A 23,532-nucleotide genomic window follows, 5' to 3' on the forward strand; every position below is an offset into this window, starting at 1 on the left:
CCCGGGGGCCGGCCGGACGGTTTGACACGGTCCGGTGGGCCCCCGGGGCGCCCCGGCCGGTCAGCGCGCCCCTAACGTCACGGGAGTCGCCCGGAGGCCCCCGGTCGGCAGCGCGTCTCTAACCGTCGCGGGAGTCGCCTGGGCACCCGGTCGGCAAGCGCGCCCTTAATCGTCGCGGGAGTCGTACGTCGGGTCGACCGACTCCGGGGCCAGCCCGAGCAGATCGGCGACCTCTTCCACGACCACGTCGCGGACCAGCCGGGCGCGGTCGCGCTCGTCGTCGCCGCCTCGCGCCTCCACCGGCCGCCGGTAGACCACGATCCGCGCCGGCCGTCCGTCCGCCGCGGGCAGCAGGCGCCCCAGCGGAACCGGCTCGGCGGGGTCCACCCACGACTCGACGGGCGGCACCTCCTCGACGGCGAACTCCACGCCGGTCAGCTCGCGGCTCCAGCGCTGCTCCAGACGGCGTGCCTCATCGCGGACGAGATCGTCGAAGCGTTCGGCCCGGGTCCGGGAGATCGGAGCGTCCGGCGGCGCGAGCGGCCCGCGCATTCCGCGGCCACGGCGGTCGCGGCGGCGTGTGCTGGAGCGTGTCACCCGGGATCGCACTCCTTGAGCATAGTCCCGACCTGGCTCGGCTGCCCCCCGCACAAAGATCCGTTATGCGGTCGCGCGTCGGAAATACGGCGACACGAAGTGAGGATAGTGGCGCGGGTACGGCAGGAGGAGATACGTTCCCGTCGTGAGCCCCGTCCGGATCTGCTCCCGCACCGCGTGCAAGCAGTCTGCTGTCTACACGCTCACGTACGTCTACGCCGACTCGACCGCTGTTCTGGGCCCGCTGGCAGCGTACGTCGAGCCCCATTGCTACGACCTTTGCGCCGAGCATGCCGAGCGCCTGACCGCCCCCGTCGGCTGGGAGCTCGTCCGGCTGCCCGCCGAAGAGTCCGAGCCGACGAGTGACGACCTCGAGGCACTGGCCAACGCCGTCCGCGAGGCCGCCAAGCCCGCCACACCGAGGCAGGAGCCGGTGGGACAGGGCGTCGAGGTCGGCCGCCGCGGCCATCTGCGAGTCCTCCGCTCGGACACGCCCCGCAAGCCCTGATCCGCTGCCGGTAGGCTCAGGACCGCAATGCGACGACCGGGCCGTGAGCAGGGGAGCGTCAGTGGGCGACCTGGCCAAGATCTTCAAGGCGTACGACGTCCGGGGTGTCGTGCCCGATGAGTTCGACGAGGCGATAGCCGAGGCGGCGGGAGCCGCCTTCGTGCGCGTCACCGGCGCCACGGCGATCGTGACCGCCCACGACATGCGGACCTCTTCGGGTCCGCTGTCCGCGGCGTTCGCCCGGGGCGCCACCGCCCAGGGCGCCGACGTGACCGAGGCGGGTCTCGGCTCGACCGACCTGCTCTACTACGCGAGCGGCAGCCTCGATCTGCCCGGCGCGATGTTCACGGCCAGCCACAACCCCGCCAAGTACAACGGGATCAAGCTGTGCCGGGCGGGCGCCCGGCCGATCAGCGGCGACACCGGGCTCGGCGAGATCCGCCGGCTGGTGGCGGAGGGCGTCCCGGCCCACACGGGGCGCACCGGCACGGTCCGCCGCCTCGACCTGCTTTCGGGCTACGCAGCCCACCTGCGCTCCCTCGTCGACCTGTCGGGCATCCGCCCGCTCAAGATCGTTGTGGACGCCGGCAACGGCATGGGCGGCCACACGGTGCCAAGCGTGTTCGAGGGCCTGCCGATCGAGCTGGTCCCGCTCTACTTCGAGCTCGACGGCACGTTCCCCAACCACGAGGCCAACCCGATCGAGCCGGAGAACCTCCTGGACCTCCAGGCGGCCGTACGCGAGCACGGCGCCGACATCGGGCTGGCCTTCGACGGCGACGCTGACCGCTGCTTCGTCGTCGACGAGCGCGGCGAGCCGGTCACCCCCTCGGCGATCACCGCCCTGGTGGCCGTACGGGAGCTGGCCAAGCATCCCGGCGCGCGGATCGTGCACAACCTGATCACCTCGCGGGCCGTTCCCGAGATCATCCGTGAGCACGGCGGCGAGCCCGTCCGTACGCGGGTCGGGCACTCGTTCATCAAGCAGACGATGGCCGACACCGGCGCCGTCTTCGGCGGCGAGCACTCCGCCCACTACTACTTCCGCGACTTCTGGTACGCCGACTCCGGCATGCTCGCGGCCCTGCACGTCCTCGCCGCGCTCGGCGAGCAGGACGGGCCGCTGTCCGCGCTGCTCGCCACCTACAGCCCGTACACCGCCTCGGGTGAGATCAACTCCGAGGTGGCCGACCAAGAGGCCGCCACCGCGCGGGTCCGCGCGGAGTTCGCCGGTCGCCCCGGCGTGACCGTGGACGAGCTCGACGGCCTCACGGTCAGCCGCGCCGACTGGTGGTTCAACCTCCGCCCGTCCAACACCGAACCTCTGCTCCGCCTCAACGCCGAGGCGGCCGACCCCGAGACCATGCCCGCGGTGCGCGACGAAGTGCTCGCCATCGTCCGAAAGGAAAACAGTTGAAGATCGACGACTGGCTGCTGGAGATCCTCGCCTGCCCCAACTGCCGGGGCGAGCTGAAGGCCGACGAGACCGCCGACGAGCTCGTCTGCACCGGAACGTGCAAGTACGCCTACCCGGTGCGCGACGACATCCCGGTCCTCCTCGTCGACGAGGCACGGACCCCGGCCTGACATGAGCCCTGTCGAGGTCGACCCCGGCCGCCTCGACGATCCCGAGGCGCTGGCGTCCGCCGACCGAGGCGACATGCTGCGGAGCGCCGCGTCCGCCGCCGCGCAGGTGCGTGAGTCCCGGCTGCACACCGCCGAGGCGGGCGTCGAACGGATCGCGCAGGGCGGCCGCCCGCGTGCCCTCGTCGTCGTCGGCACCAGCGGCTCCGGCCTCGCCGGAGAGGTGCTGGCGGCGGTCGCCGGTCAGGGCTGCCCCGTGCCCATCACGACCGTACGCGGCCACCGGCTGCCCGGCTGGGTCGGCGCGCCCGACGTCGTCATCGCCGTGTCCGGCTCCGGGGACACCGAGGAGACCCTGACGGCGGCGGTCGAGGCCGTACGCCGCGGCTGCCGCCTGCTGTGCGTCGGCCCGGGCGGATCGGCGCTGGCCGACATCGCCGTGCAGGCCGGCGTGCCGTTCGTGCCGGTGCGCCCGGTCGGCCCGGAGCGGACGATGCTGTGGGGGCTGACCGTCCCTCTGCTCCTGGCCGCGCGGGAGCTGGGGCTGGCCGACGTCACGCCCGAGGCGCTGGAACGGGCCGCCGTCGTACTGGAGGACATGAGCCACCAGTGCCGCCCGAGCAGTGAGGCGTTCGTCAATCCCGGCAAGCAGGTCGCCCTGGAGATCGCCGGATCCATCCCGGTCATCTGGGGCACGTCGCCGCTGACCGGGACGGCGGCCCGCCGGTTCGCGAGCCGGCTCGCCGCCGACGCCGGCTACCCCGCCGTCCACGGCGAGCTGCCGGCGGCGTGGCACGACCAGGCCGCGATGTTCGACGGACCGTTCGCCGCCGGGTCCGGCGCCGGTTCCGGTGCCGAGGAGGACTTCTTCCGCGACCGGGTCGAGGACCCGGAGCCCACGCGGCTGTCCCTAGTGCTCGTCCACGACGTGGAGGAGCACCCGCAGGTGACCAGGCGGCGGGAGATCGCCGCCGAGTTCGCCCGCGACCGCGCCGTGCCCGTCATCGAGCTCACCGCCCCGGGCACCCATCCGCTGGAGCGGCTCGCCGGGCTCATCGCGCACATCGACTACGTCAGCGTCTACCTGGCCCTGGCCCTCGGGATCGACCCGTCGGCCGACCAGGCACTCGAAGAGAGGATCACGTGAGTAACACCGGCCGCGCGACGGGCAGGAGCGACCGTGAGTGCTGAAGGCGGTACCAAGGCGATCATTGCGGCACTCGGGGCGAACCTCGGTATCGCGGCTGCGAAGTTCGTGGCGTTCGCGTTCACCGGATCGGCGTCGATGATGGCCGAAGGGGTGCACTCGGTCGCCGACTCGGGCAACCAGGCCCTGCTGCTGCTCGGCAGCAAGCGGGCCAAGCGGGCGAGGGACCGTGAGCACCCGTTCGGCTACGGCGCCGAGCGCTACTTCTACGCGTTCATCGTCGCCGTCGTGCTGTTCACCGTCGGCTCCCTGTTCTCGCTGTACGAGGGCTGGCACAAGGTCACCGACCCGCACGATGTCGAGGACCCGGCCTGGGCGTTCGGCGTGCTGATCCTCGGGATCCTCCTCGAGGGCTTCTCGTTCCGTACCGCGCTCAAGGAGGCCAACACCACCCGCGGCCGGCAAAGCTGGGTGTCCTACATCCGCCGGGCAAAGGCACCGGAGCTGCCGGTGGTCATCCTGGAGGACTTCGCGGCCCTGCTCGGCCTGGTCGTCGCCCTGATCTGCGTGGCGCTCGCGGTCGTCACCGGCAACGGCGTCTGGGACGGCGTCGGCTCGATGGCCATCGGCGTGCTGCTGGCATTCGTGGCGATCGTGCTGGCCGTGGAGACCAAGAGCATGCTCATCGGCGAGGCGGCCGCCGTCGACGTCGAGAAGCAGATCACGGCGGAGCTGGAGTCGGTCGAGGAGGTCGACCGCGTCATCCACCTGCGCACCCTGCACGTCGGCCCGGAGGAGCTGCTCGTCGCCGCGAAGATCGCGGTCACCCATGACGACACGGCCGGGGAGGTGGCCAAGGCCATCGACGCGGCCGAGAAGCGCATCCGCGCCGCCGTCCCCATGGCCCACCACATCTACCTCGAACCCGACCTGGACCGCTCCGGAGTGGCATCGGAGCCCGGCCCGAAGGCCTGACGCCCGGAGCCGGACCGGCGGGCCTGACTCGCGTCGGTCATCGGGCCGGTGAGATCACGCCCGCTTCGTAGGCGAGGATGACGAGCTGGACGCGGTCACGGGCGTCCAGCTTGGCCAGCAGGCTGGCGACGTGGGCCTTGGCGGTTCCCGGGCTGATGTGGAGATGGGCGGCCAGCTCGGCGTTGGACAGGCCACGGCCGACCAGGGTGAGGACCTCGCGTTCGCGTGGGGTGATGCGGCCGAGCTCCGGCGGCGGGGTGGGTTCGGGGCGGCCGGCGAACTCGGCGATGAGGCGGCGGGTGACGCCCGGGGCGATCAGGGCGTCACCGGCGGCGACCACGTGGATGGCGGTGAGGATGTCGTCGAGGGCCATGTCCTTGACGAGGAAGCCGCCGCGCCGGCGCGGAGCGAGGCGTAGACGTTGGCGTCGGTGTCGTACGTGGTAAGGATGATGACGCGGGCGGCCACGGAGCCGGTGGTGATCATCTCGGTGGCCTCGATGCCGTCCATGCCGGGCATGCGGATGTCCATGACGACCACCTCGGGGCGCAGTTCCCGGACGAGCCGGACGGCCTCGGCTCCGGTCGCCGCTTCGCCGACGACCTCGATGTCCGGGGTGGCGTCGATGACCATGCGCAGTCCGGCGCGGACCAGTTCCTGGTCGTCGGCGAGGAGAACGCGGATCGTCATTGCGGCTGCCCGCTGGTCGCGGGGAGGGGCAGCCGTGCGCTGATGCGGAAGCCGCCTTCGGGGCGCGGGCCGGCGCTGAACCGACCGCCCAGGAGGGCGGCCCGTTCGCGCATCCCGGAGATGCCGTGCCCGGATCCGGCATCGGCCGTGCCGCCCTGTCCCGCATCGACGATCTCGACGTGCAGTTCGTCCGGCCGCTGATCGATCGACACCCGGCAGTGGCGGGTGCCCGCGTGGCGGATCACGTTGGTCACCGACTCCTGGACGATGCGAAAGGCCGCGTGGTCGACGATGGGCGGCAGCGGGCGTGGTCGCCCCCGCAGGCGGACGTCCACCGTCACTCCGGCCGCCGCCGTGGTCACGGTGAGCTGGTCCAGGTCGGCGAGTCCCGCGAGCGGGGCGGCCTCCTCGAGCGTCGTGCCGGGGTCGGTCTGGCGGAGGACGTCGAGCATGCGCCGCAGCCCCTGCAGGGTCTGCCGGCTGGTGGCCTCGACCGCCCGCAGCGCGTCCCGGGCCTGCTGCGGCGAAGTGTCGATGACCCGGCTGCCCGCGCCGGCCTGAATGGCGATCACGCCGATGCCGTGGGCGACCATGTCATGGAGTTCCCGGGCGATGCGCAAACGCTCGGCGGTGACCGCCTGCACCTCCACCTGCGCGCGGAGCCTCTCGCCGTACTCGCGCCGCTGGCGGAGCAGCGTCCCGGCCAGCCAGGCCGTCAGCACGCTCAGGGCGAGGAGCACGGCCAGGACCAGGAAGCCCGGCACCAGCAGCCGATGCCGGCCCCCGTCCGCGTACAGGCCCGCCTGATAGGCCGACTCCTGCACCGTGAGCGTGGCGACGGCCGAGGCCAGGCCCTCGCGGCGCACGCGCGTGGCGGCGACGAACGCGACCAGCAGGTCCGCCGCCATGAACAGCGGCCAGATCTGCTCGCCGCGCAGTCCCAGCGGCACCGCCGCGGCGACTTCGGCCAGAACCGCCGCCAGCACCGGCCATGGGCGGTGCTTCGCCCACCCGAGCGGCAAGGCCATGACCACGGTCGCGGCGACCAGGGCGGCGTCCGGTTCGTTCCAACGACTCCTAGGCTCGGCACCGCCCGTGATCGTGGCGAACAGCACCAGGGCGACCCCGGCCACCCCGCACCCGATGAGCGCGATCCGCGCGATGGGAGACAGGCGGCGCGGCGGCGAGGGCGCATGAGGGGACTCCACGGCCGGATCGTACGGGTCCGAATACCGCGTCGGCGTCGGCCTTGAGGCCTATGCCCGCAGGCGTATGCCCGCGGGCCGACCGCGTGCGGCCGGATTCCCGTCGCCGGGCCGATGCCACGCCGCCACCGGCTCCGGCAGCGTGGATCGGGTGATCGAAGTCAACGGATTGACCAAGCGCTACGGGGACGTCCTGGCGGTCGACGACCTGAGCTTCACGGTGCCGCCCGGCCAGGTCACCGGGTTCCTCGGCCCGAACGGCGCCGGTAAGAGCACGACGCTGCGGATGATCCTCGGATTGAACCGGCCCACCGCCGGCACCGCCACGATCGACGGACGGCCGTTCACCGAGCGGAGCGCCGGACTGCACCACGCCGGCGCGCTCCTGGACGCCGGCGACGTCCATCCGGGACGCAGCGCCGCCGCGCACCTGTCCGCGCTGGCCCGCGGCAACGGCCTGCCCCGCCGCCGGGTGCACCAGGTCCTGGAGGAGGTGGGGCTGGCCGGTGCGGCGCGCCGCCGTGTCGGTGGGTTCTCCCTGGGCATGCGGCAGCGACTGGGCATCGCGTCGGCGCTGCTGGGGGATCCGCCCGTGCTGCTGTTCGACGAGCCGGTCAACGGCCTGGACCCCGAGGGTGTGCGTTGGGTGCGGGGCCTGTTCCGGCGACTGGCCGCCGAGGGCCGTACCGTGCTGGTCTCCAGCCACCTGATGAGCGAGATGCAGAGCACCGCCGACCGGCTGGTGGTCGTCGGCCGCGGGCAGCTGATCGCCGAGGAGACCGTCGCCGAGTTCGCGGCGCGCGGCACGCGCGCCCGTGTCACGGTGCGCACTCCCGAGTCCGCTCGCCTGGCCGCCGCGCTCACCGCCGCCGGTGCCGTCGCGGCCGCGGACGGTCTCGACGCGCTGACGGTGACCGGACTGTCCGCCGCCCGCGTCGGTGAGCTGGCGTTCCAGAACCGGATCCTGCTGCACGAGCTCGCGGCGCGCACCGCGTCGCTGGAAGAGGCGTTCATGGAACTCACCGCCGACCGCGTCGAGTACCGCGCGGGAGACCGCCGATGACCGCCCCGGCCTCGCCCCGGGCGGCCGTACCGAGTCCGGCCGCCGGGCGTCGTCCGGCTGCCGACCCCGGCGTCCGCTTCCGCGACCTGCTGGCCGCCGAGTGGATCAAATTCTGGTCGCTGCGTTCGACCCGCTGGGTGCTGGGGCTCGGCGTGCTGCTCGTCCTCGGAGGCGCCCTGCAGAAGAGCCTGGACGCCTATAACTCCTGGCCGAGCTTCCGCCCCATGGAGAAAGCGCGCTTCGACCCGATGACCGCGGCGTTCAGCGGCGTGATCGCGACCCTCGTCATGGCCGGTGGGGGCGTGGTGGGCGCGCTGGCGATCGCCGGCGAGCATTCCACCGGACTGATCCGTACGACCTTGACCGCCGTCCCGGCCCGCGGACGCGTCGTGGCGGCCAAGGCGACGGTCATGGCGGGTGTCATGCTCGTGCTCGGCGCCGCCCTGTCGCTGGGCACGTTCGCGGTGAGCCAGTCCATCCTGTCCGGGCGCGGTGTCGCCCTGTCGCCCGGCGACTCCGGCGTCGCGCACGTGCTGATCGCCAACGGGCTGCTCGCACCCCTGTCCGCGCTGGTCGGCATGGGCATCGGGGCGTTGCTCCGGCACACCGCCGGCACCGTCGCCGCCTGCTGCGCCGTCCTGGTGATCCTGCCCGGTTTCTTCGAACCTGGCGTCCACCAGTGGGCCAACGATCTCTACGCCTGGTTCCCCTTCTACGACTGGGTCCACTGCCTGTCGCTGCGGCATCCCCGGTCGGCTCCCGCGCTGCCGACGATGAGCGGCTCGTGGATCGTCTTCGCCCTGTGGCCCCTGGTCGCCGCCGTCCTCGCCGTGATCGTTGTACGGCGGCGTGACGTATGACCACCCGGCCTTCCACCCTGAGGAACCCGATGACAACACATGCGTCACAGCCATACCGCCGCACCCCGACGGGTCGGCACGGCCGGAAGCCTCGGTTGATGACCGCGCTGCCCGCCGCCTGCCTCAGCCTGGTGATCGCAGCGTGCGCGCCCGCGTCGCCGGCCCGGCAGACGGCGTCCGGTGCCTCCGCGCCTTCAGCGGGCACGTCCATGCCCCTGGCCGGCGCGTCCTCGCACGCGAACAGCGCCCAGGCGGAGCTGCCCCGCCCGACGGGCCGGCACGCGGTCGGCCGCGCAACGCTGCACCTGGTCGACAAGAGCCGCCTCGATCCCTGGGTGCCGACGGCCGGCCCGCGGCAGCTGATGGTGTCGATGTACTACCCCGCCCGGCCCAAGACCGGCGGCCCCGCCCCGTACATGACAACCGAGGAAGCCCGCCTCCTGCTGCAGAGGAAGGCCGCGAACTCCACCGTCCCACCCGAGGCGATCAGCCGCATCCGCACCTACGCGCACACGGACGCGCGCCCGGCGAACGGCCGCTTCCCGCTGGTGGTGCTGTCGCCCGGCCTCACGCTGCCGCGCGCCACCCTGTCCGGGCTCGCCGAGGACCTGGCCAGCCGCGGCTACGTGGTCGCACTGGTGGATCACACATACGAGGCTGCCGGCATCACCTTCCCCGACGGACGGACCCTCGCCTGTGTCATCTGCGACCAGCCTCCCGCGGGCGGCCAGCCTGCCATCGCTCAGAGCCGGGCCAAGGACATCACCTTCGTGATCGATCAACTGACCGGCCCGCGTCCGGCATGGTCTCCCGCCCGCATGATCGACGCTAAGCACATCGGCCTGGCCGGACACTCCATCAGCGGCGACGCCACACCGTTGGCCATGGCCGCCGACGACCGGGTAAGGGCCGGGGTGAACCTGGACGGCACCCTCTACGCGCCGGTCCCCGCCACCGGCCTGCACGGCCGTCCCTTCCTGCTCCTCGGCACCCGGTCCATCCACAGCTCGGGCAGTGACAAGGACAAGACCTGGGACCGCGACTGGCCGAAACTCGACGGCTGGAAGCGCTGGCTGGCCGTCACGGGCGCCGACCACTCCAGCTTCACCGACGGTCCGGTCCTGGAGGAGATGCTGGGCATGCCGATCGAGCTGTCCGCACAGCGCTCACTGGCGATCACCCGCGCCTACGTCGGCGCCTTCTTCGACCAGCACCTCAAAGGCCGGCACCGGGCCCTGCTCGACGGGCCGACGGCGGCCAATCCCGAGGTGACCTTCCAGCACCCGTAACCCACATCCGCGTTGCCGACGCCACCCCGGTCGGCTCCGCGCCGGCCGAATCGTCGCCGTCCGACCTGGACCGCTCAGGCCTCCCCTCGGAGGCGGCCGGCAGGCCTCAGGAGCGCGGCGGGCCCGCCGGGCTCGCCGCACGGGCGTGACAGGACTGTTCTCCGGGACGGGTGGCGCGCTCCTCCGCGGTGGCGGACAATTCGAGTGGGCCGGCGGGGGCGGTCTACCTCGATGAGGAGCTGCTGACCCATAGGGGGCCTGGGTGGCGTACCTGTTCGAAGTTCCGGTCGAAGGCGCGGACCCGGTGACCGTCGAGGTCGCCGAGGACGAGGACGGCATCGTCCGGGCGGCCCGCCCGGGGGAGATCGCCGGCCGGGCCGCGGAGAGCCTTCAGGCCGCGCTTGACCGGATCCGGCCGATGGCGAAGGCGTTCGCCGAGCGGGTGGAGAAGCCGCCGGAGGGCCCGGACGAGGTCTGCGTGCAGTTCGGTTTCAAGCTGACCGCCGAGGCCGGCTTCGTGGTGGCGAAGGCGACCGGTGAGGCGAACTTCCAGGTGACCTTCACCTGGAAGCATTCCTGATGCCGGCCGGGACCGCGCTCGGCGCGTCGATCGTGCGCGTCCACGACGAGGGCGGACGGCCCGTCGGAGCCGGTGTTCTCGCGGGCCCGGATCTGGTCGTCACGTGCGCCCACGTCGTCGCCCAGGCCTTGGGCGCCGGCGCGGAGCTCCCGTCGGCGCGCACCGTACGCGTGGACTTCCCGCTGCTGGCCGGTGCCGCACCGGTGGACGCCGAGGTCGTGGTGTGGCGACCGCCGCTCCTGGACGGCAGTGGCGACATCGCCGGGCTGCGGCTGTCGGCCCCGCCGCCGCCCGGCGTTCGCATGGCCCGGCTCGTGCTGGGCCGTGAGCTGTGGAACCACCCGTTCCGCGCGTTCGGCTTCCCCTCGCGCCGTGACCACGGCGTCTGGGCCGCGGGCGTCTTACGCGAGCGGACCGCCGCCGGCTGGCTGCAGGTGGAGCACGCGGCGACCACCGGCTTCGTCATCCAGCCAGGGTTCAGCGGCACGCCCGTCTGGGACGACGAGCTCCAGGGCGTCGTCGGCATCGTCGTGGCCGCGGAGAAACGCCTCACGCTCGGCACCGGCTACGTCATCCCGAGCACGGCGTTGCTGGAGTCCTGGCCGGAGCTGAAGCCGTACACGCTGGCCCCGTGTCCGTACCGTGGTCTGGCGGCCTTCCGCGAGGAGGACGCGCCACTGTTCTTCGGGCGGAACGGCGCGATCGACCTGCTCGCCGCGACCGTCGCCAGGTGCCGGGTCACCACCGTGCTGGGGCCCTCCGGCAGTGGGAAGTCCTCGCTCGTGGCCGCCGGGCTGCTGCCCCGCCTCAGGCCGGAGGGCATGACGGTCGCCTGGATGCGGCCGATGGGCGGCGCCACGCCGGCCGCCGCCTGCGCCGCCGCGTTCCTGCCGCTGCTGGAGCCGGACCTGACCGAGGCCGAACGCCTGGCCGAGGTCCCCAAGCTGGCCGCGGTTCTGGCGGGCGAAGGACTCGTCGACGTCGCCGACCGCGCTCTGGCCCGTACGGGAGCCCGGCGGCTGGTGCTGGTGGTCGACCAGATGGAGGAGCTCCTCGCCGCCGAGCCGGACGGCGCCGCGAACCTCGTCTCCGGCCTGCGGGCGCTCGCGTCGTCGGCGCGGCTGCCGCGGTCGCGGGTGCGGATCGTGTGCGCGCTCCGGTCCGACTTCCTGGACCAGGCGCTCGGCCGCCTGGGCGTCGCCGAGCTCCTGCGGGACGGTCTCGTCACGGTGCCCCCGATGCACGCCGGGGACCTGCGCGGCGTCGTCGAGGGCCCGATGCCGAACATCTCGAGCGTCGCGTACGAGGCCGGGCTGGTCGACCGGATCCTGGACGACGTCGGCTCCGAGCCCGGTGCGCTGCCGCTGCTGGAGTTCGCGCTGACGCTGCTGTGGGAGACGCAGTCGGAGGGGTTGCTGTCGCACCGGGCCTACGACGGGCTCGGCGGCGTCACCGGCGCGCTGGCCCGCTACGCCGAACGCGTGTGGACCGAGGACGTCGACCCCGGCGCGCATGGGGCGGCCCGGAGCCTCCTGGTCCGCCTCGTGCGTCCGGGCGCCGACGGCCGCCACACCCGGCAGGTCGTCCGCCGCTCCGAGCTGCCGGCCGAGCAGTGGGAGGTCGCCCGGCAGTTGGCGATGACGCGCCTCGTCGTCTCCGGGCGTACGGCGGAAGGGGAGGAGACGGCCGAGCTCACCCACGAGGCTCTGATCACGCAGTGGGAGCGGTTGCGCGGCTGGATCACCACCGACCTCGACTTCCTGCTGTGGCGGCAGGGCCTGCGCGAGGCCGTCGGCCGCTGGCTGCGGGCCGGGCGTGACCACGGTGCACTGCTGCGGAGCGTGCAGCTCGAGGAGGCGCGGCGGTGGCTGACCGTACGCCCCGGCGACCTCACCGACGGTGAGCGGGAGTTCATCCGGGCCGGCGTCGACCGGCACCGCCGGACGCGGCGCCTGCGTCGCGTCGCGGGCACCTCCCTGTCCGTCCTGCTCGCCGCCGCGCTCGTCTTAGGCCTGCTGTTCGTCCTCCAGCGCGGCGACACGGCCCACCAGCGGACCACGGCCAACGCCGAGGCCCTCGCCACCGAGTCCCGGCGTCTGGGCTGGACCCATCCGACCGCCGCAGCACTGCTCGCCATCGCGGCCTACCGGGCCCGGCCCACGGCCCGCACGTACGCGAACCTCGCCGACCGCTACCTGCAGACCAGGGACCTCGACCTGGTCTTCGAGCCCGACCTCGCGGACGTCGGCGACCCGATCGTGCTCGGCGACGACGCCCGGCACGCGGTGACGCTCGGCACTCGGGGAATCGACTTCTGGGACCTCGACGTACGGCCCATCCGGCGGCACCCGCTGGCATTGGGATACCAGCCGCTCTCCGCGGCGTGGAGCCTCTCCGGCGACCGGCTCGCAACCGCGGGCCCCCAGGGACAGATCACGCTGTGGGACCCGGTGAGAAACGCGCGGACCGGCGCCTTCACGGTCCCGCTCGGCTCGCGGTCGCCGCGGATCATCGGGCTCCAGTTCACCGGGAACGGCGGGCTGCTGATCCGCCTCGGCGGGCAGCAACTCGACGACCGGCAGGTGCTCGTGTCCCCGGACGCGCTCGCCCACCTCCCGTCCCCACCGGCGCTCACCGACACCGACCCGGCGGTGATGGGCGTCACGGCGCGGGGAGCCCTCCTGCGGGCGCCGGTGGCGAAGACGCCGGACTGGCAGACGGGCATCCGCGCCGGCACGTCCGCCCGCCTCGCCTTCGGACCGCTGCGCGGCGACCCGGCCTTCACCGTCCAGGACGTCTCGACCGGCCGGGACACCGCGCGAATGCCCCGCACCGGGGAAGAGGAGCTGATCAGCCGTGACGGCCGTGTGCTGGTGGACATGGCCTGCCGGGACGGCTCACGCCTCGACGCCACCGTGTGGGACCTGACCGGCGAGAGCCCCTCACGGACCATCGCGAGTACGTTCGACTGCCAGGAGAGGCATTCCGCGCAGCTCGACCCCCATGGCCGGTACCTGGTGATCTCCACTCCCACCATCGGCAGGGTCGCCAGCGGAACGGGCACCAACATCACCGTCTGGGACCTGATGAACGGCCGGATCGCCGCCGTCCACATCCTGCCGGCGAGCGGCTACGTTCCCGTGGAATCGGTCGTCGCCCATGACGGGTCGATCCTCGCGTCCGCGGAGATCGGAGGGTCCGTCGCGCTCATCCGTGTCGGGCTCGGCGCGATGGAGACCCTCCCCGAGCGGCTCACCCAGGGCGTCGCGGCACCCGGCGGGACGTATCTGGCGACCTCGTCCGCGTCGCTGGAAGACGAGCAGGCCGCCTTCCTCCGTCTGTGGAGCGCCGACGGCCGGCGCCTTCTCGCGGAGCGGCGCTTGCCGCCCGTGCGAGGCGAATTCTCGCCGCCCGAGGTGATGCTCTTCACACCGGACGATCGCACGCTCATCACGACCGACGACGATCGCGTCACCGTCTGGAACGCAGCCGACCTGGCTCCCCGGCGTACGATGACCATCCCCGGCCTGGGCCAGGCCGTCCTCCGTGCCGTCGACCACCCGGGGCTGGCCGCCGACGACCACGGGAATCTCATCGTGGCGCTCGGCGGAACCCTCAGCCGGTGGAACCTGGACACCGGCGCGCGGTCGGCCCCCGACGTGCTGTTGCCACGGGTTCAGGGCCGGCCGCAGGCGAATGTGCGGGTCGCCGTGCGGCCGCACACGGTCCAGTTCGCCGTCTCGGGCGGGACGGGCGGAAGGACGGATCTCCGCTCCGGGAATGACGGGCACGTCGAACGGACGCTCGCGCCTCCCGCGGGCCTCGGCACGATCTCCTCCCTGGCCTTCGACCACACCGGCCGCTACCTCATCGGCACCACGAATACCGGTCAGGTGGCGTACTGGGACCTGGACAAGGGCACCGGCACCCTGACCCACCTGCGGACGGCCGGGGAGGACAGGATCACCGACCGGTACGTGGTCGACGACACCGGCTCCCAGATCGACGTCTGGGACGTCGTCCGGCAGACGCGCGTCCGGGGCATCCCCGCCGAGGTGTCCGTGACCGCGCTTCTCCCGGGGCTCCGAGGGCTGCTCGTCGGCACGCAGCTCGGCGAGAGCCGCTTCTATGCGGAAGGCCGCTACGCGGGACTCGCCGTCATGTCCCTGGGGCCCGAGGCCATGCGCGACCATCTGTGCCGAATCTCCGCGCACCCCGCCCTGACACCGGACGATCGCGCGGCCCTCGCCCGTGGCGTCGACCCGCCCGGGAGGGCATGCCAGTGATCGGCCGTCGGCCGCGTACGGGTCATTCCGCCGCGCCGCCGGGCGTGACCAGGCCGGACTCGTAGGCGAGGACGACGGCCTGTGCCCGGTCGCGCAGGCCGAGTTTGGTGAAGACCCGGGCGACGTGCGTCTTGACCGTGTGCTCGCTCACCACGAGCCGGGCGGCGATCTCGGCGTTGGACAGGCCGGCGGCGATCAGTTGGAGGACCTCGGTCTCGCGGGCGGTCAGCGTGGCCAGCGCGGGCTCCGGCTTCGGCCGGTCCCGCCGCTGGCGCGCGAACTCCCGGATCAGCCGGCCCGTGACCTGCGGGGCCAGGAGCGCGTCGCCGCGGGCCACCACCCGTACCGCGGCGACCAGGTCGTCGGCGGTCGAGTCCTTCAGCAGGAAGCCGCTCGCCCCGGCGGACAGCGCCTCGTAGACGTATTCGTCGACGTCGAAGGTGGTCAGCATCAGCACACGCGTCGATCCGTTGGCGGGGTCGGCGAGGATGCGTTTCGTGGCGTCGATGCCGTCCATCTTCGGCATCCGGATGTCCATCAGCACGACGTCGGGCCGGTGTGCCTCGGCGAGGCGCACGGCCTCCCGGCCGTCCCCGCACTGCCCGACGACGTCGATGTCCGGCTGGGCGGCCAGGAGGGCGGCGAAGCCGGCCCGTACGATCGTCTGGTCGTCGACGATCACTACTCGGATCATGAACTCCGATTCTTGCCTACCGGAAGGTCCGCCTGCACGGCGAATCCCCCTTCCGGGCGCGGGCCCGCGGCGAACCGGCCACCGAGCATCGTCGCCCGCTCCCGCATCCCCACGAGACCGTGGCCCATGACCCTGGTCCGGCCGTCGGGGTTCACCGTCGTCGTGGGCGGGGCCGTCGCGCCGCTGTCGCTCACCCGGACGGCCAGCCGGTCGCCCTGGTACTCGAGCTCGACGTCGACCCGCGACCCCGGCGCGTGCCGGCGTGCGTTCGTCAGGGCCTCCTGCACGATCCGGTACGCCGACAGCTCCACCGTCGTGGACAACGGGCGGGCGCTGCCGCGCACCGTCAGCCGGGCCTCGCCGCCCGCGCCGCGGTGCGAGTCGATCAGCTCGCCGAGCCGATCGAGCTTCGGCTGTGGGGTCACCTCCGGTTCGGCGCCGGGCTCGGCGCGCAGCACGGTGAGCAGCCGGCGCATCTCCTCCAGGGCCTCCCGGGCCGTCCCGGAGATCTCCCCGAAGCCCTTCTTCGCCTCGGGGGACAGGTCGCGCATGGTGTACGGCGCGGTCTCCGCCTGTACGGCGATCATCGAGACCGAGTGCGCGACGACGTCGTGCAGCTCACGAGCGATCCGGGCGCGCTCGCGCAGGATCGCCTGCTCGCGCTCGGCGACGTTGAGCCGGGTCAGGGTCTCGCTGCTGCGCTCCCGCTCCTCGTCCACGCTGGCCTCGGCGGTCTCCACCGTACGGCGGGCGTCGCCCAGCCCGATCGCGGCGATGACCGCCGTGAACCCGGCGAGCCAGGGGATCTCGTCGAGACTGCTGGAGGCGAGGTACACCACGCCCACGCCGACGACGCTGCACACGCCGAGCACGCCCGTCGACGGACGGGGCAACTGCTGCGCGAGCAGGTACAGCGCGTACAGCCCGGCGAACGCCGTGGTCAGCAGAACCTGCTGCCCGGACAGCAGACTCGCCGCGAGCGCGCTGAGCACGATCGCCGACGCCGGGCGCAGCGACTCCCGACGGAACATCAGCGGCAGCGTGGCCGCCAGCGCGAACGCCCCCGGCAGGCTCACCACCTGGAGGTGGTGCAAGGGGAGCTCGATCAGGGCCGCCACGGCGAGGATCGCGCCGGTCACCGGCCCGTACGCCCACGACTCCGAGAAGCGGCGCCAGGCGTGCACCCAGCGCAGCAGCGGCGGCGTCCGAGGCTGCCGGGCCGCCGGTGGGGGCGGGCCGGCCGGGTTCGGCGGCGGCTGCCGCTGCAGGAGCGTGCCGTCCGGCGTGGCGTACGGCTGCGGTCCGCCGTACGGCTGCGGTCCACCGTAAGGCGGAGGAGCCGCGGGAGGCGTGCTCTTGCCGTACAGGGCGGCGACGAGGCGGCTCGTGATCGGGCGGAGCAGACGGCCGATCCCGGTGAGGATCCACAGAAGGACCTGACCCACCGCGGTCACGACCTGCGCGGCCATGCGCCACGCCGCCGGTACGGCCTCGTGGAGAAGGTCAGGCTCAGTTCTTTTCTTAGTCACTTTTAGCGACCTCGCGGTATCGTTCTGTTATAAGCACGCCCCGTGCCCAAGCGACGCGGGGCACCCTCCTCGGTCCGATAGCCGTGCAAGCCGGGCCGATCAGCGTCCGGAGGGACGTGCCACGCAGGTCGGCGGCTCTGCCTGCCGACACCAGGACACGAAGGCGTTCGGCACATGCCCGGCATCCGGTCGGGACGATTCCCGAGGATCGCTTGGCCGAACAGGGACGCTTGTCGCTGGTCACTCTTTATCATCACCTCTTCCCGGGCGGTTTCGCCTCACCGTGTGGAGCGATTCCATCTGGGCCTCGAGGACCCCGATGTCCACCTCTGGGACGATTCCGAGCCCATCCTTGCGGGGGACGACCGGGCGTGATCCGCGGCGTACCTTTGCAGTGTGACGAGGCGCCGGTGCTCTCGTACTAGGGGGTCCGAGGTCGCCGGCGTCCGGGTCGGGCCATCCGGATCTCGGGGGTTCGGGTGGCGCGACCGATCGTCCCTCGCCGAGGTGGCCGTGGCGCCGTCCGGGTCTCCCGCGGGTATGTCCCGTGGACGGCCGGATCGGGGTGACCATGGGCTGGGGAAGACCCCGATGCGGCCTCCTCGGCGAGGGCCACACCTCATTGGCCGTGCCGCTGTCGATCTCCCGGTCGCACCGCGGCGTCGCCCGTCGCTCTGACGGTCGGCCGTCGCGCCGCCTGCCGTGTCTCCCCGACCAACCGGCCCCGACCGACCTGCCGTGTCTTCCCGACCAACCGGCCCCGACCGACCTCCCGGGCTCATGGCCGGCCGCGCAGGAGTCGCAGGGCCTTCTCCTTCTCGAAGTCCAGTGCCCGCGCCGGAGGCGCCGACAGCCGTCCCACGCGTTCGCCGAGCTCCCGGACGTCCGTCCGTACCTCCGGATCGGCCAGCACGCGCAACCCGAACGCCAGCTCCGCCGGGCTGATGTCGTACCTCTTCTCCAACGCCAGGGCAAGTGCGACGGCCCGCAGTTCGGCCTCGCCGAACCGGCGATGGCCCTGGCGTTCCCGGGTCGGCGGGAGGAGGCCGAGGGTCTCGCGGTAGCGGAGCATGCGGGGGGACGTGCCGAGCCGCTGGGCGGCCTCCGTGATACGCATGGGCCTATTCTGACAAATCAGTGTCAGATACCGCGCCTCGCCCGTGCGTTCCTTGAGCGGGCCCGCCTAGACTCGCGGTGACACCGAATCCCAGGGAGCGCATCAACCATGGACTACAAGGTCGCCGACCTTTCGCTGGCGGCGTTCGGCCGCAAGGAGATCCAGCTGGCCGAGCATGAGATGCCGGGTCTCATGGCGGTCCGTAAGGAGTACGCCGAGGCTCAGCCGCTGCGCGGCGCGAAGATCATGGGCTCGCTGCACATGACGATCCAGACGGCCGTGCTGATCGAGACGCTGGTCGCGCTCGGCGCCGAGGTCCGCTGGGTGAGCTGCAACATCTTCTCCACCCAGGACCACGCGGCCGCCGCGGTCGTGGTCGGCCCGAACGGCACCCTGGACGACCCGCAGGGCGTTCCGGTGTTCGCCTGGAAGGGCGAGACGCTGGAGGAGTACTGGTGGTGCACCGAGCAGGCGCTCACCTGGCCCGGCGGTGACGGCCCGAACATGATCCTCGACGACGGTGGCGACGCGACGCTGCTCGTCCACAAGGGCGCCGAGTACGAGAAGGCCGGCGCCGTGCCCTCCGCGGCCGAGGAGGACCCGGAGGAGTGGAAGGTCATCCTCGACCTGCTCCACCGTACGGTCGACGGCTCCGGCCGGTGGACCGCGATCGCCGAGCGCATCAAGGGTGTCACCGAGGAGACCACCACCGGCGTGCACCGTCTCTACGAGATGCACAAGAACGGCGGACTGCTGTTCCCGGCGATCAACGTCAACGACTCCGTCACCAAGTCGAAGTTCGACAACAAGTACGGCTGCCGCCACAGCGTCATCGACGGCCTCAACCGCGCCACCGACGTGCTGATCGGCGGCAAGGTCGCCGTCGTCTGCGGTTACGGCGACGTCGGCAAGGGCTGCGCCGACGCGCTGCGCGGCCAGGGCGCCCGCGTCATCGTCACCGAGATCGACCCGATCTGCGCGCTGCAGGCCGCGATGGACGGCTTCCAGGTCGCCACGCTCGAGGACGTCGTCGACATCGCCGACATCTTCGTGACGACGACCGGCAACTTCAACATCATCCGCGCCGACCACATGGAGCGGATGAAGCACCAGGCGATCGTCTCCAACATCGGCCACTTCGACAACGAGATCGACATGGCCGGCCTGGCGAAGATCCCCGGCATCAAGAAGGAAGAGGTCAAGCCGCAGGTCCACACCTGGACCTTCGCTGACGGCAAGACCATCATCGTGCTCGCCGAGGGCCGGCTGATGAACCTCGGCTGCGCCACCGGCCACCCGAGCTTCGTGATGTCGAACTCCTTCACCAACCAGGTGATCGCGCAGATCGAGCTGTTCACCCGCACCGAGAACTACCCGATCGGCGTGTACACCCTGCCCAAGCACCTCGACGAGAAGGTCGCCCGCCTGCACCTCGACGCGCTCGGCGTCAAGCTGACCCAGCTCACCAAGGAGCAGGCCGCCTACATCGGCGTCGACATCGAGGGCCCGTACAAGCCGGACCACTACCGCTACTAAGGCAGAACCTCGTAGTGACGTACGACATCGCGGACCCCGGGCTCGCCGAGTCCGGGGTCCGGCGCATCGAGTGGGCCGACCGGTCCATGCCCGTGCTGCGGCGCATCCGGGAGCGGTTCGCCGCCGAGCGCCCCCTGGACGGATTGCGGATCGCGGCGTGCATGCACGTCACCACCGAGACCGCGAACCTCATCCGCGCGCTCCAGACCGGGGGCGCCCAGGTGGCCCTCGCCGCCTCGAACCCCCTGTCCACCCAGGACGACACCGCCGCCGCGCTCGTGGAGGAGTACGGCGCCGCCGTCTTCGCCCGGCAGGGCGTCGACCGCGAGGGCTACTACCGGCATATCCACCAGGCCCTCGAGATCGGCCCCGAACTCGTCCTGGACGACGGCTGCGACCTGGTCAACATCCTGCACACCGAGCGCCTCGACCTGATCGACGGCATACGCGGCGGCTGCGAGGAGACCACGACCGGCGTCATCCGGCTGCACCAGATGGCCCGCGAGGACGCCCTGCGCTTCCCCATGGTCGCGGTCAACGACACCGACACCAAGCACATGTTCGACAACCGGTACGGCACCGGCCAGTCGACGCTCGACGGGATCGTACGGGCCACCAACACGCTGCTGGCCGGCAAGACGATCGTCATCGCCGGGTTCGGGTACTGCGGCCGGGGCCTGTCCGAACGCGCCCGCGGGATGGGCGGACGGGTCGTCGTCACCGAGATCGACCCGGTCAAGGCGCTGGACGCCGCCCTGCAGGGTTACCGCGTCCAGACGATGGAACAGGCCGCCGAGCACGGCGATGTCTTCATCACCGTCACCGGCAACCGGGACGTCATCCGCGCCGAGCACCTCGCCCAGATGAAGGACGGCGCGATCCTCGCCAACTCCGGCCACTTCGACGTCGAGATCGACGTACGGGCGTTGGCCGACCTCGCCGTGGACATCAAGCGCGGCGTACGCCCCCAGGCCGACGAGTACGTCCTCGCCGACGGCCGCAGGCTCGTCCTGCTCGCCGAGGGACGCCTCGTCAACCTCGCTGCGGCCGAGGGACACCCGGCGGCCGTCATGGACATGTCCTTCGCCGACCAGGCCCTCACCTGCGAGTGGATCGCCGGCCAGGACCTCACCCCCGGCGTGTACGACGTGCCCAAGGCGATCGACACCGAGGTCGCCCGCCTGAAGCTCGCCTCCATGGACGTCGAGATCGACGCGCTCACGCCCACGCAGGAGGAGTACCTGTCCTCCTGGCGCCAGGGCTCCTGAACGGACCGTGACGGAAGGGAACCCTATGGCCGTGGAAGAGAGCGTCGCGCTCGTCACCGGAGCGTCCCGCGGACTGGGCGCGGTCATCGCGCGGCGCCTGGCCGCCGACGGCCGGGCCGTGGCCGTCGGATTCCGCTCCGGGGCCGACCAGGCCCGCCTGGTGGTCGAGGACATTCGCGCCGCGGGCGGCCGCGCGGAGGCGTTCGCCGCCGACGTCACCGACGAGGCCGCGGTGGCCGATCTGGTCGCGAAGGTGACCGACCGGCTCGGCACGATCACCGTCCTGGTGGTCAACGCCACGGGCCCGCAGCCGGCGGTCCCAGTGGAGGATCTGACCTGGGAGGCGCATCTCGACCAGCTGCGATTCTTCGTCAAGAGCCCCACGTTGCTGCTGCGGGCCGTCCTCCCCGGGATGAAGGCCGGGGGAGGCGGTCGGGTCATCCAGATCGGCTCCGACATCTTCGAACGCGCGCTGCCCGGCATGTCCGCCTACGTCGCGGCCAAGGGCGCCCAGATCGGACTCACCCGCTCCTGGGCGCGGGAGCTGGGCCCGTCCGGCATCACGGTGAACCTCGTGGCACCCGGCTGGATCCCGGTCGAGCGGCACGCCAACGCCTCCGCCGACGACCTGAGTGCCTACCGGGCCGACGTCCCCCTCGGCCGCATGGGCACGGCCGATGACGTCGCCGCCACGGTCTCCTTCCTCGCCTCCGACGCGGCCGCCTTCATCACCGGAGAACGCATCACCGTCAACGGCGGCCACACCATCGACTAGGCCGTGCTTCTTCGATCATGGAACGTAGGACGCAGGCACACCGACCGGTTCCTGGGCGCCGATGACCGTATCATCGGCTTTTTTGGTGAAGCGGACGACCAGAAAATGCTTGTGATCGGCCAGCGCGGTCACCGAGAACGGCTGCCCGTCGTTCAGACCCGGCGCTTTGAAGTCCACCCGGGACCCGAAAGCCGACCCGAGCTCCACGCAGCGCCGGCGCCCGTCCTTGTCGAACGGGTCAAGGCCGTGACCGGTGGCCTCCAGCCCGCCGTCGACCTTCCTGTTGTCAGGTCGGGTCTCGGTCCCGATGTTCACGGTGTACCACGCGTGGATCGGCACGTCCGAGCAGACTGCGATCTCACTGTTCGCCTGAGGATCCGGATCCCCGTTGTCGCCGTTGCCGAAGACGTGCGCGGCCAGCAGGGCAATGCTCCCGAACGCGCCGACCCCGACGACGGCGACGGCGGCGAAGGCAAGCCGGCGCGTGCGAACAAGCGGGAACATGAACCCTCCAGGTGCGTAGCTGCTCCTGACCCGCTTTGACGGACGTCCATGATCAGAGGTTCGCGCTTCGGAAGGACGTCCGGCCATGCAGGTGGGCATGGGGAAGGGCCCCGACGCCGGGGCGGTTCACCCCGCTTTCTCAGCCGATTCGCAGACCTCATCCGCGAATGCTGCGGTCTGCAGGAACCGGCAGGCCCTCAGAAGGGCCGTGAGCACCCGGAACGGGTCTCCCGGTCCGGTAGCTGCCGGCCGGTGACACTAGATTCGGATCATGCCCCGCGGAACGTACCTGCATGAGCCCGGCGTCGAGGAGCGGTTCTCCTGCGCTCCGGACGGCGGCGGCTGGCGCTACACCGCCGAGCGGTCCGACGGCGGCACGATCGAGCTGGTCGCCGACAGCCTCTGGCGGCCCGCCAGACTCGAGGTGACCGCCGGTGAGCATGTCCTGCGGGGCGGTGCCGTCGGCGCGGAGCTGCTGTGGGTGACCGCCGGACGGGAGCACGCCGCGCGCGCCACCGGTTTCCTCGGCGAGTCGCCGGGTCTGCTCGTCGCGGTCGCCCGGTCGCTGCGCCTGGCCGAGGGTGAGCGCGTCGACGTGCGGATCCTGCTCGTCACCGCCCCGGCCCTCGCGGTCCGTACGGTGCCGCAGCGCTGGTCCCTCGCCGAGACCGCCTGGCACGACGCCGACGGCGAACGCGTCCCGGTCGACCGTTACGAGATCACCGACCTGGAGACCGGCGAGGTATCAGAGATCCACCTGGCCGGGGACGTCGTCGTCGCGGCTCCGGGTATCGAACTCGTCAATCTTGAGGATCCGCCGAATTTTTTCTAAGAAACTCTGACAACCTTCGGGGCATGTCCGATGTCATATGGATCATGAAGCATGCGGTTGTCGGCGCCGGGGTTGTGGGTCTCCTGAGCGGCGGGCTGGTCGTGGCGTCGGGGGGCTCCGCCATGGCGAAGTCCAATGTGACCCTCAACGCGGCGCACAAAGTGATCCACTCAGGTCAGATCCTGCACTTCGCGGGGGTGGCCGGTGATGACTCCGGGTTGCGGAAGGCGCGGTTCTGCCTGGAGGTCCGGGAGCCCCAGCAGCACTGGCGGCGGATGGGCAAGTGTGTCATGCCGTACCACGCCGACGGCTGGACCGCCGCCTTCCGGCTCGACACCCGCCCGCTCGATCGCGGCCGGTACGCCTTCCGCGCCGTGGGCGTCGGCCTGAGCCATCGGCACCCCGAGATCTACGGGCCGTCTCCGGTGGTCCGCGTCACCGTGCGCTGAACCTCGACCCGAGGGCACCAGCGGTCGTGAGCCCGCCGGCTGCG

General features: G+C 72.0%; 21 protein-coding genes and 1 pseudogene. 15 read left to right on the forward strand and 7 right to left on the reverse strand.

Features of this window, described 5'->3' with window-relative positions; genetic code table 11:
* Nucleotides 1-165: 165 nt before the first annotated feature.
* A complete protein-coding gene (locus tag ACYVF7_RS08595; protein WP_460357843.1) occupies nt 166-552 on the reverse strand; it encodes a metallopeptidase family protein in 387 nt (128 codons plus the stop codon).
* Between the two features lie 190 nt (nt 553-742).
* Between ACYVF7_RS08595 and ACYVF7_RS08600 the strand changes: the two genes are divergently transcribed.
* From ACYVF7_RS08600 to ACYVF7_RS08620, 5 genes are all read left to right on the forward strand, one after another.
* A complete protein-coding gene (locus tag ACYVF7_RS08600) occupies nt 743-1,105 on the forward strand; it encodes a DUF3499 domain-containing protein (protein WP_252841103.1) in 363 nt (120 codons plus the stop codon).
* A gap of 61 nt (nt 1,106-1,166) precedes the next feature.
* A complete protein-coding gene (locus ACYVF7_RS08605) occupies nt 1,167-2,522 on the forward strand; it encodes a phosphomannomutase/phosphoglucomutase (RefSeq protein WP_460337426.1) in 1,356 nt (451 codons plus the stop codon).
* Nucleotides 2,519-2,692, forward strand: a complete 174-nt coding sequence (locus tag ACYVF7_RS08610) for a Trm112 family protein (RefSeq protein ID WP_460337428.1) — start codon at nt 2,519-2,521, stop codon at nt 2,690-2,692. Before ACYVF7_RS08605 ends, ACYVF7_RS08610 begins: the two co-directional genes overlap by 4 nt.
* Before the next feature lies 1 nt (nt 2,693).
* Nucleotides 2,694-3,836, forward strand: a complete 1,143-nt coding sequence (locus ACYVF7_RS08615; RefSeq protein ID WP_460337431.1) for an SIS domain-containing protein — start codon at nt 2,694-2,696, stop codon at nt 3,834-3,836.
* A gap of 33 nt (nt 3,837-3,869) precedes the next feature.
* On the forward strand, nt 3,870-4,811 hold the full coding sequence (locus tag ACYVF7_RS08620; protein WP_460337434.1) for a cation diffusion facilitator family transporter: 942 nt from the start codon (nt 3,870-3,872) through the stop codon (nt 4,809-4,811).
* Nucleotides 4,812-4,848: 37 nt separating this feature from the next.
* Here ACYVF7_RS08620 and ACYVF7_RS08625 read toward each other — a convergent pair.
* Nucleotides 4,849-5,501: pseudogene (locus tag ACYVF7_RS08625) on the reverse strand (response regulator).
* Entirely contained in the window at nt 5,498-6,709 is a 1,212-nt protein-coding gene (locus ACYVF7_RS08630) for a sensor histidine kinase (RefSeq protein ID WP_460337437.1), read from the reverse strand. Before ACYVF7_RS08630 ends, ACYVF7_RS08625 begins: the two are co-directional and overlap by 4 nt.
* 148 nt (nt 6,710-6,857) lie before the next feature.
* Here ACYVF7_RS08630 and ACYVF7_RS08635 point away from each other — a divergent pair, with 148 nt between their 5' ends.
* The 5 genes from ACYVF7_RS08635 (at nt 6,858) to ACYVF7_RS08655 (ending at nt 14,784) form a co-directional block, all read left to right on the forward strand.
* The gene (locus tag ACYVF7_RS08635; protein WP_460337439.1) at nt 6,858-7,769 is read left to right on the forward strand and encodes an ATP-binding cassette domain-containing protein; all 912 of its coding nucleotides are present in this window, start codon (nt 6,858-6,860) and stop codon (nt 7,767-7,769) included.
* The gene (locus tag ACYVF7_RS08640) at nt 7,766-8,629 is read left to right on the forward strand and encodes a hypothetical protein (protein WP_460337442.1); all 864 of its coding nucleotides are present in this window, start codon (nt 7,766-7,768) and stop codon (nt 8,627-8,629) included. The genes ACYVF7_RS08635 and ACYVF7_RS08640 overlap by 4 nt, the downstream gene beginning before the upstream one ends.
* Nucleotides 8,630-8,727: 98 nt before the next feature.
* Nucleotides 8,728-9,918: an alpha/beta hydrolase family protein gene (locus ACYVF7_RS08645; protein ID WP_460337445.1), complete on the forward strand. Its 1,191-nt coding sequence runs from the start codon at nt 8,728-8,730 to the stop codon at nt 9,916-9,918.
* 262 nt (nt 9,919-10,180) lie between these two features.
* A complete protein-coding gene (locus ACYVF7_RS08650; protein WP_460337448.1) occupies nt 10,181-10,498 on the forward strand; it encodes a CU044_2847 family protein in 318 nt (105 codons plus the stop codon).
* On the forward strand, nt 10,498-14,784 hold the full coding sequence (locus ACYVF7_RS08655) for an nSTAND1 domain-containing NTPase (RefSeq protein WP_460337451.1): 4,287 nt from the start codon (nt 10,498-10,500) through the stop codon (nt 14,782-14,784). The genes ACYVF7_RS08650 and ACYVF7_RS08655 overlap by 1 nt, the downstream gene beginning before the upstream one ends.
* Before the next feature lie 22 nt (nt 14,785-14,806).
* On the opposite strand, the gene ACYVF7_RS08660 is transcribed toward ACYVF7_RS08655, so the two are convergent.
* The 3 genes from ACYVF7_RS08660 to ACYVF7_RS08670 all read right to left on the reverse strand — a co-directional run bounded on the left by ACYVF7_RS08660 (nt 14,807) and on the right by ACYVF7_RS08670 (nt 18,124).
* Nucleotides 14,807-15,478, reverse strand: coding sequence for a response regulator (locus ACYVF7_RS08660; protein ID WP_460337454.1), 672 nt, complete (start codon nt 15,476-15,478; stop codon nt 14,807-14,809).
* Nucleotides 15,475-17,007, reverse strand: a complete 1,533-nt coding sequence (locus tag ACYVF7_RS08665; protein ID WP_460337456.1) for a sensor histidine kinase — start codon at nt 17,005-17,007, stop codon at nt 15,475-15,477. The genes ACYVF7_RS08660 and ACYVF7_RS08665 overlap by 4 nt, the downstream gene beginning before the upstream one ends.
* A 778-nt stretch (nt 17,008-17,785) precedes the next feature.
* Nucleotides 17,786-18,124 carry a MerR family DNA-binding transcriptional regulator gene (locus ACYVF7_RS08670; protein WP_460337459.1) on the reverse strand — a complete coding sequence of 113 codons (339 nt, stop codon included), beginning with the start codon at nt 18,122-18,124 and terminating at the stop codon, nt 17,786-17,788.
* A 108-nt stretch (nt 18,125-18,232) separates the two neighbouring features.
* Here ACYVF7_RS08670 and ahcY (ACYVF7_RS08675) point away from each other — a divergent pair, with 108 nt between their 5' ends.
* The 3 genes from ahcY (ACYVF7_RS08675) to ACYVF7_RS08685 are packed head-to-tail and all read left to right on the forward strand — an operon-like array spanning nt 18,233 to nt 21,703.
* Nucleotides 18,233-19,660 carry an adenosylhomocysteinase gene (gene ahcY / locus ACYVF7_RS08675; RefSeq protein ID WP_460337461.1) on the forward strand — a complete coding sequence of 476 codons (1,428 nt, stop codon included), beginning with the start codon at nt 18,233-18,235 and terminating at the stop codon, nt 19,658-19,660.
* 14 nt (nt 19,661-19,674) lie between these two features.
* The gene (gene ahcY / locus ACYVF7_RS08680) at nt 19,675-20,928 is read left to right on the forward strand and encodes an adenosylhomocysteinase (RefSeq protein ID WP_460337464.1); all 1,254 of its coding nucleotides are present in this window, start codon (nt 19,675-19,677) and stop codon (nt 20,926-20,928) included.
* 31 nt (nt 20,929-20,959) lie between these two features.
* Nucleotides 20,960-21,703, forward strand: a complete 744-nt coding sequence (locus ACYVF7_RS08685) for an SDR family NAD(P)-dependent oxidoreductase (protein WP_460337466.1) — start codon at nt 20,960-20,962, stop codon at nt 21,701-21,703.
* A gap of 15 nt (nt 21,704-21,718) precedes the next feature.
* Here ACYVF7_RS08685 and ACYVF7_RS08690 read toward each other — a convergent pair whose 3' ends face one another.
* Nucleotides 21,719-22,207 carry a hypothetical protein gene (locus tag ACYVF7_RS08690; protein ID WP_460337469.1) on the reverse strand — a complete coding sequence of 163 codons (489 nt, stop codon included), beginning with the start codon at nt 22,205-22,207 and terminating at the stop codon, nt 21,719-21,721.
* 271 nt (nt 22,208-22,478) lie between these two features.
* Here ACYVF7_RS08690 and ACYVF7_RS08695 point away from each other — a divergent pair, with 271 nt between their 5' ends.
* Nucleotides 22,479-23,039 (forward strand): hypothetical protein, encoded by a 561-nt coding sequence (locus ACYVF7_RS08695; RefSeq protein ID WP_460337472.1) that lies wholly within the window; start codon nt 22,479-22,481, stop codon nt 23,037-23,039.
* Nucleotides 23,040-23,083: 44 nt separating this feature from the next.
* On the forward strand, nt 23,084-23,488 hold the full coding sequence (locus ACYVF7_RS08700; protein WP_460337475.1) for a hypothetical protein: 405 nt from the start codon (nt 23,084-23,086) through the stop codon (nt 23,486-23,488).
* Nucleotides 23,489-23,532: the final 44 nt, after the last annotated feature.

This window comes from Actinoallomurus acanthiterrae (assembly GCF_054775715.1).

Bases quoted from the DNA above. Each gene is read 5' to 3' on its own strand.
- ACYVF7_RS08595 (WP_460357843.1), bottom strand. From the start codon at position 552: ATGCGCGGGCCGCTCGCGCCGCCGGACGCTCCGATCTCCCGGACCCGG.
- ACYVF7_RS08615 (WP_460337431.1), top strand. From the start codon at position 2,694: ATGAGCCCTGTCGAGGTCGACCCCGGCCGCCTCGACGATCCCGAGGCG.
- ACYVF7_RS08640 (WP_460337442.1), top strand. From the start codon at position 7,766: ATGACCGCCCCGGCCTCGCCCCGGGCGGCCGTACCGAGTCCGGCCGCC.
- ACYVF7_RS08645 (WP_460337445.1), top strand. From the start codon at position 8,728: ATGACCGCGCTGCCCGCCGCCTGCCTCAGCCTGGTGATCGCAGCGTGC.
- ACYVF7_RS08655 (WP_460337451.1), top strand. From the start codon at position 10,498: ATGCCGGCCGGGACCGCGCTCGGCGCGTCGATCGTGCGCGTCCACGAC.
- ACYVF7_RS08660 (WP_460337454.1), bottom strand. From the start codon at position 15,478: ATGATCCGAGTAGTGATCGTCGACGACCAGACGATCGTACGGGCCGGC.
- ACYVF7_RS08670 (WP_460337459.1), bottom strand. From the start codon at position 18,124: ATGCGTATCACGGAGGCCGCCCAGCGGCTCGGCACGTCCCCCCGCATG.
- ahcY (WP_460337461.1), top strand. From the start codon at position 18,233: ATGGACTACAAGGTCGCCGACCTTTCGCTGGCGGCGTTCGGCCGCAAG.
- ACYVF7_RS08690 (WP_460337469.1), bottom strand. From the start codon at position 22,207: ATGTTCCCGCTTGTTCGCACGCGCCGGCTTGCCTTCGCCGCCGTCGCC.
- ACYVF7_RS08695 (WP_460337472.1), top strand. From the start codon at position 22,479: ATGCCCCGCGGAACGTACCTGCATGAGCCCGGCGTCGAGGAGCGGTTC.
- ACYVF7_RS08700 (WP_460337475.1), top strand. From the start codon at position 23,084: ATGAAGCATGCGGTTGTCGGCGCCGGGGTTGTGGGTCTCCTGAGCGGC.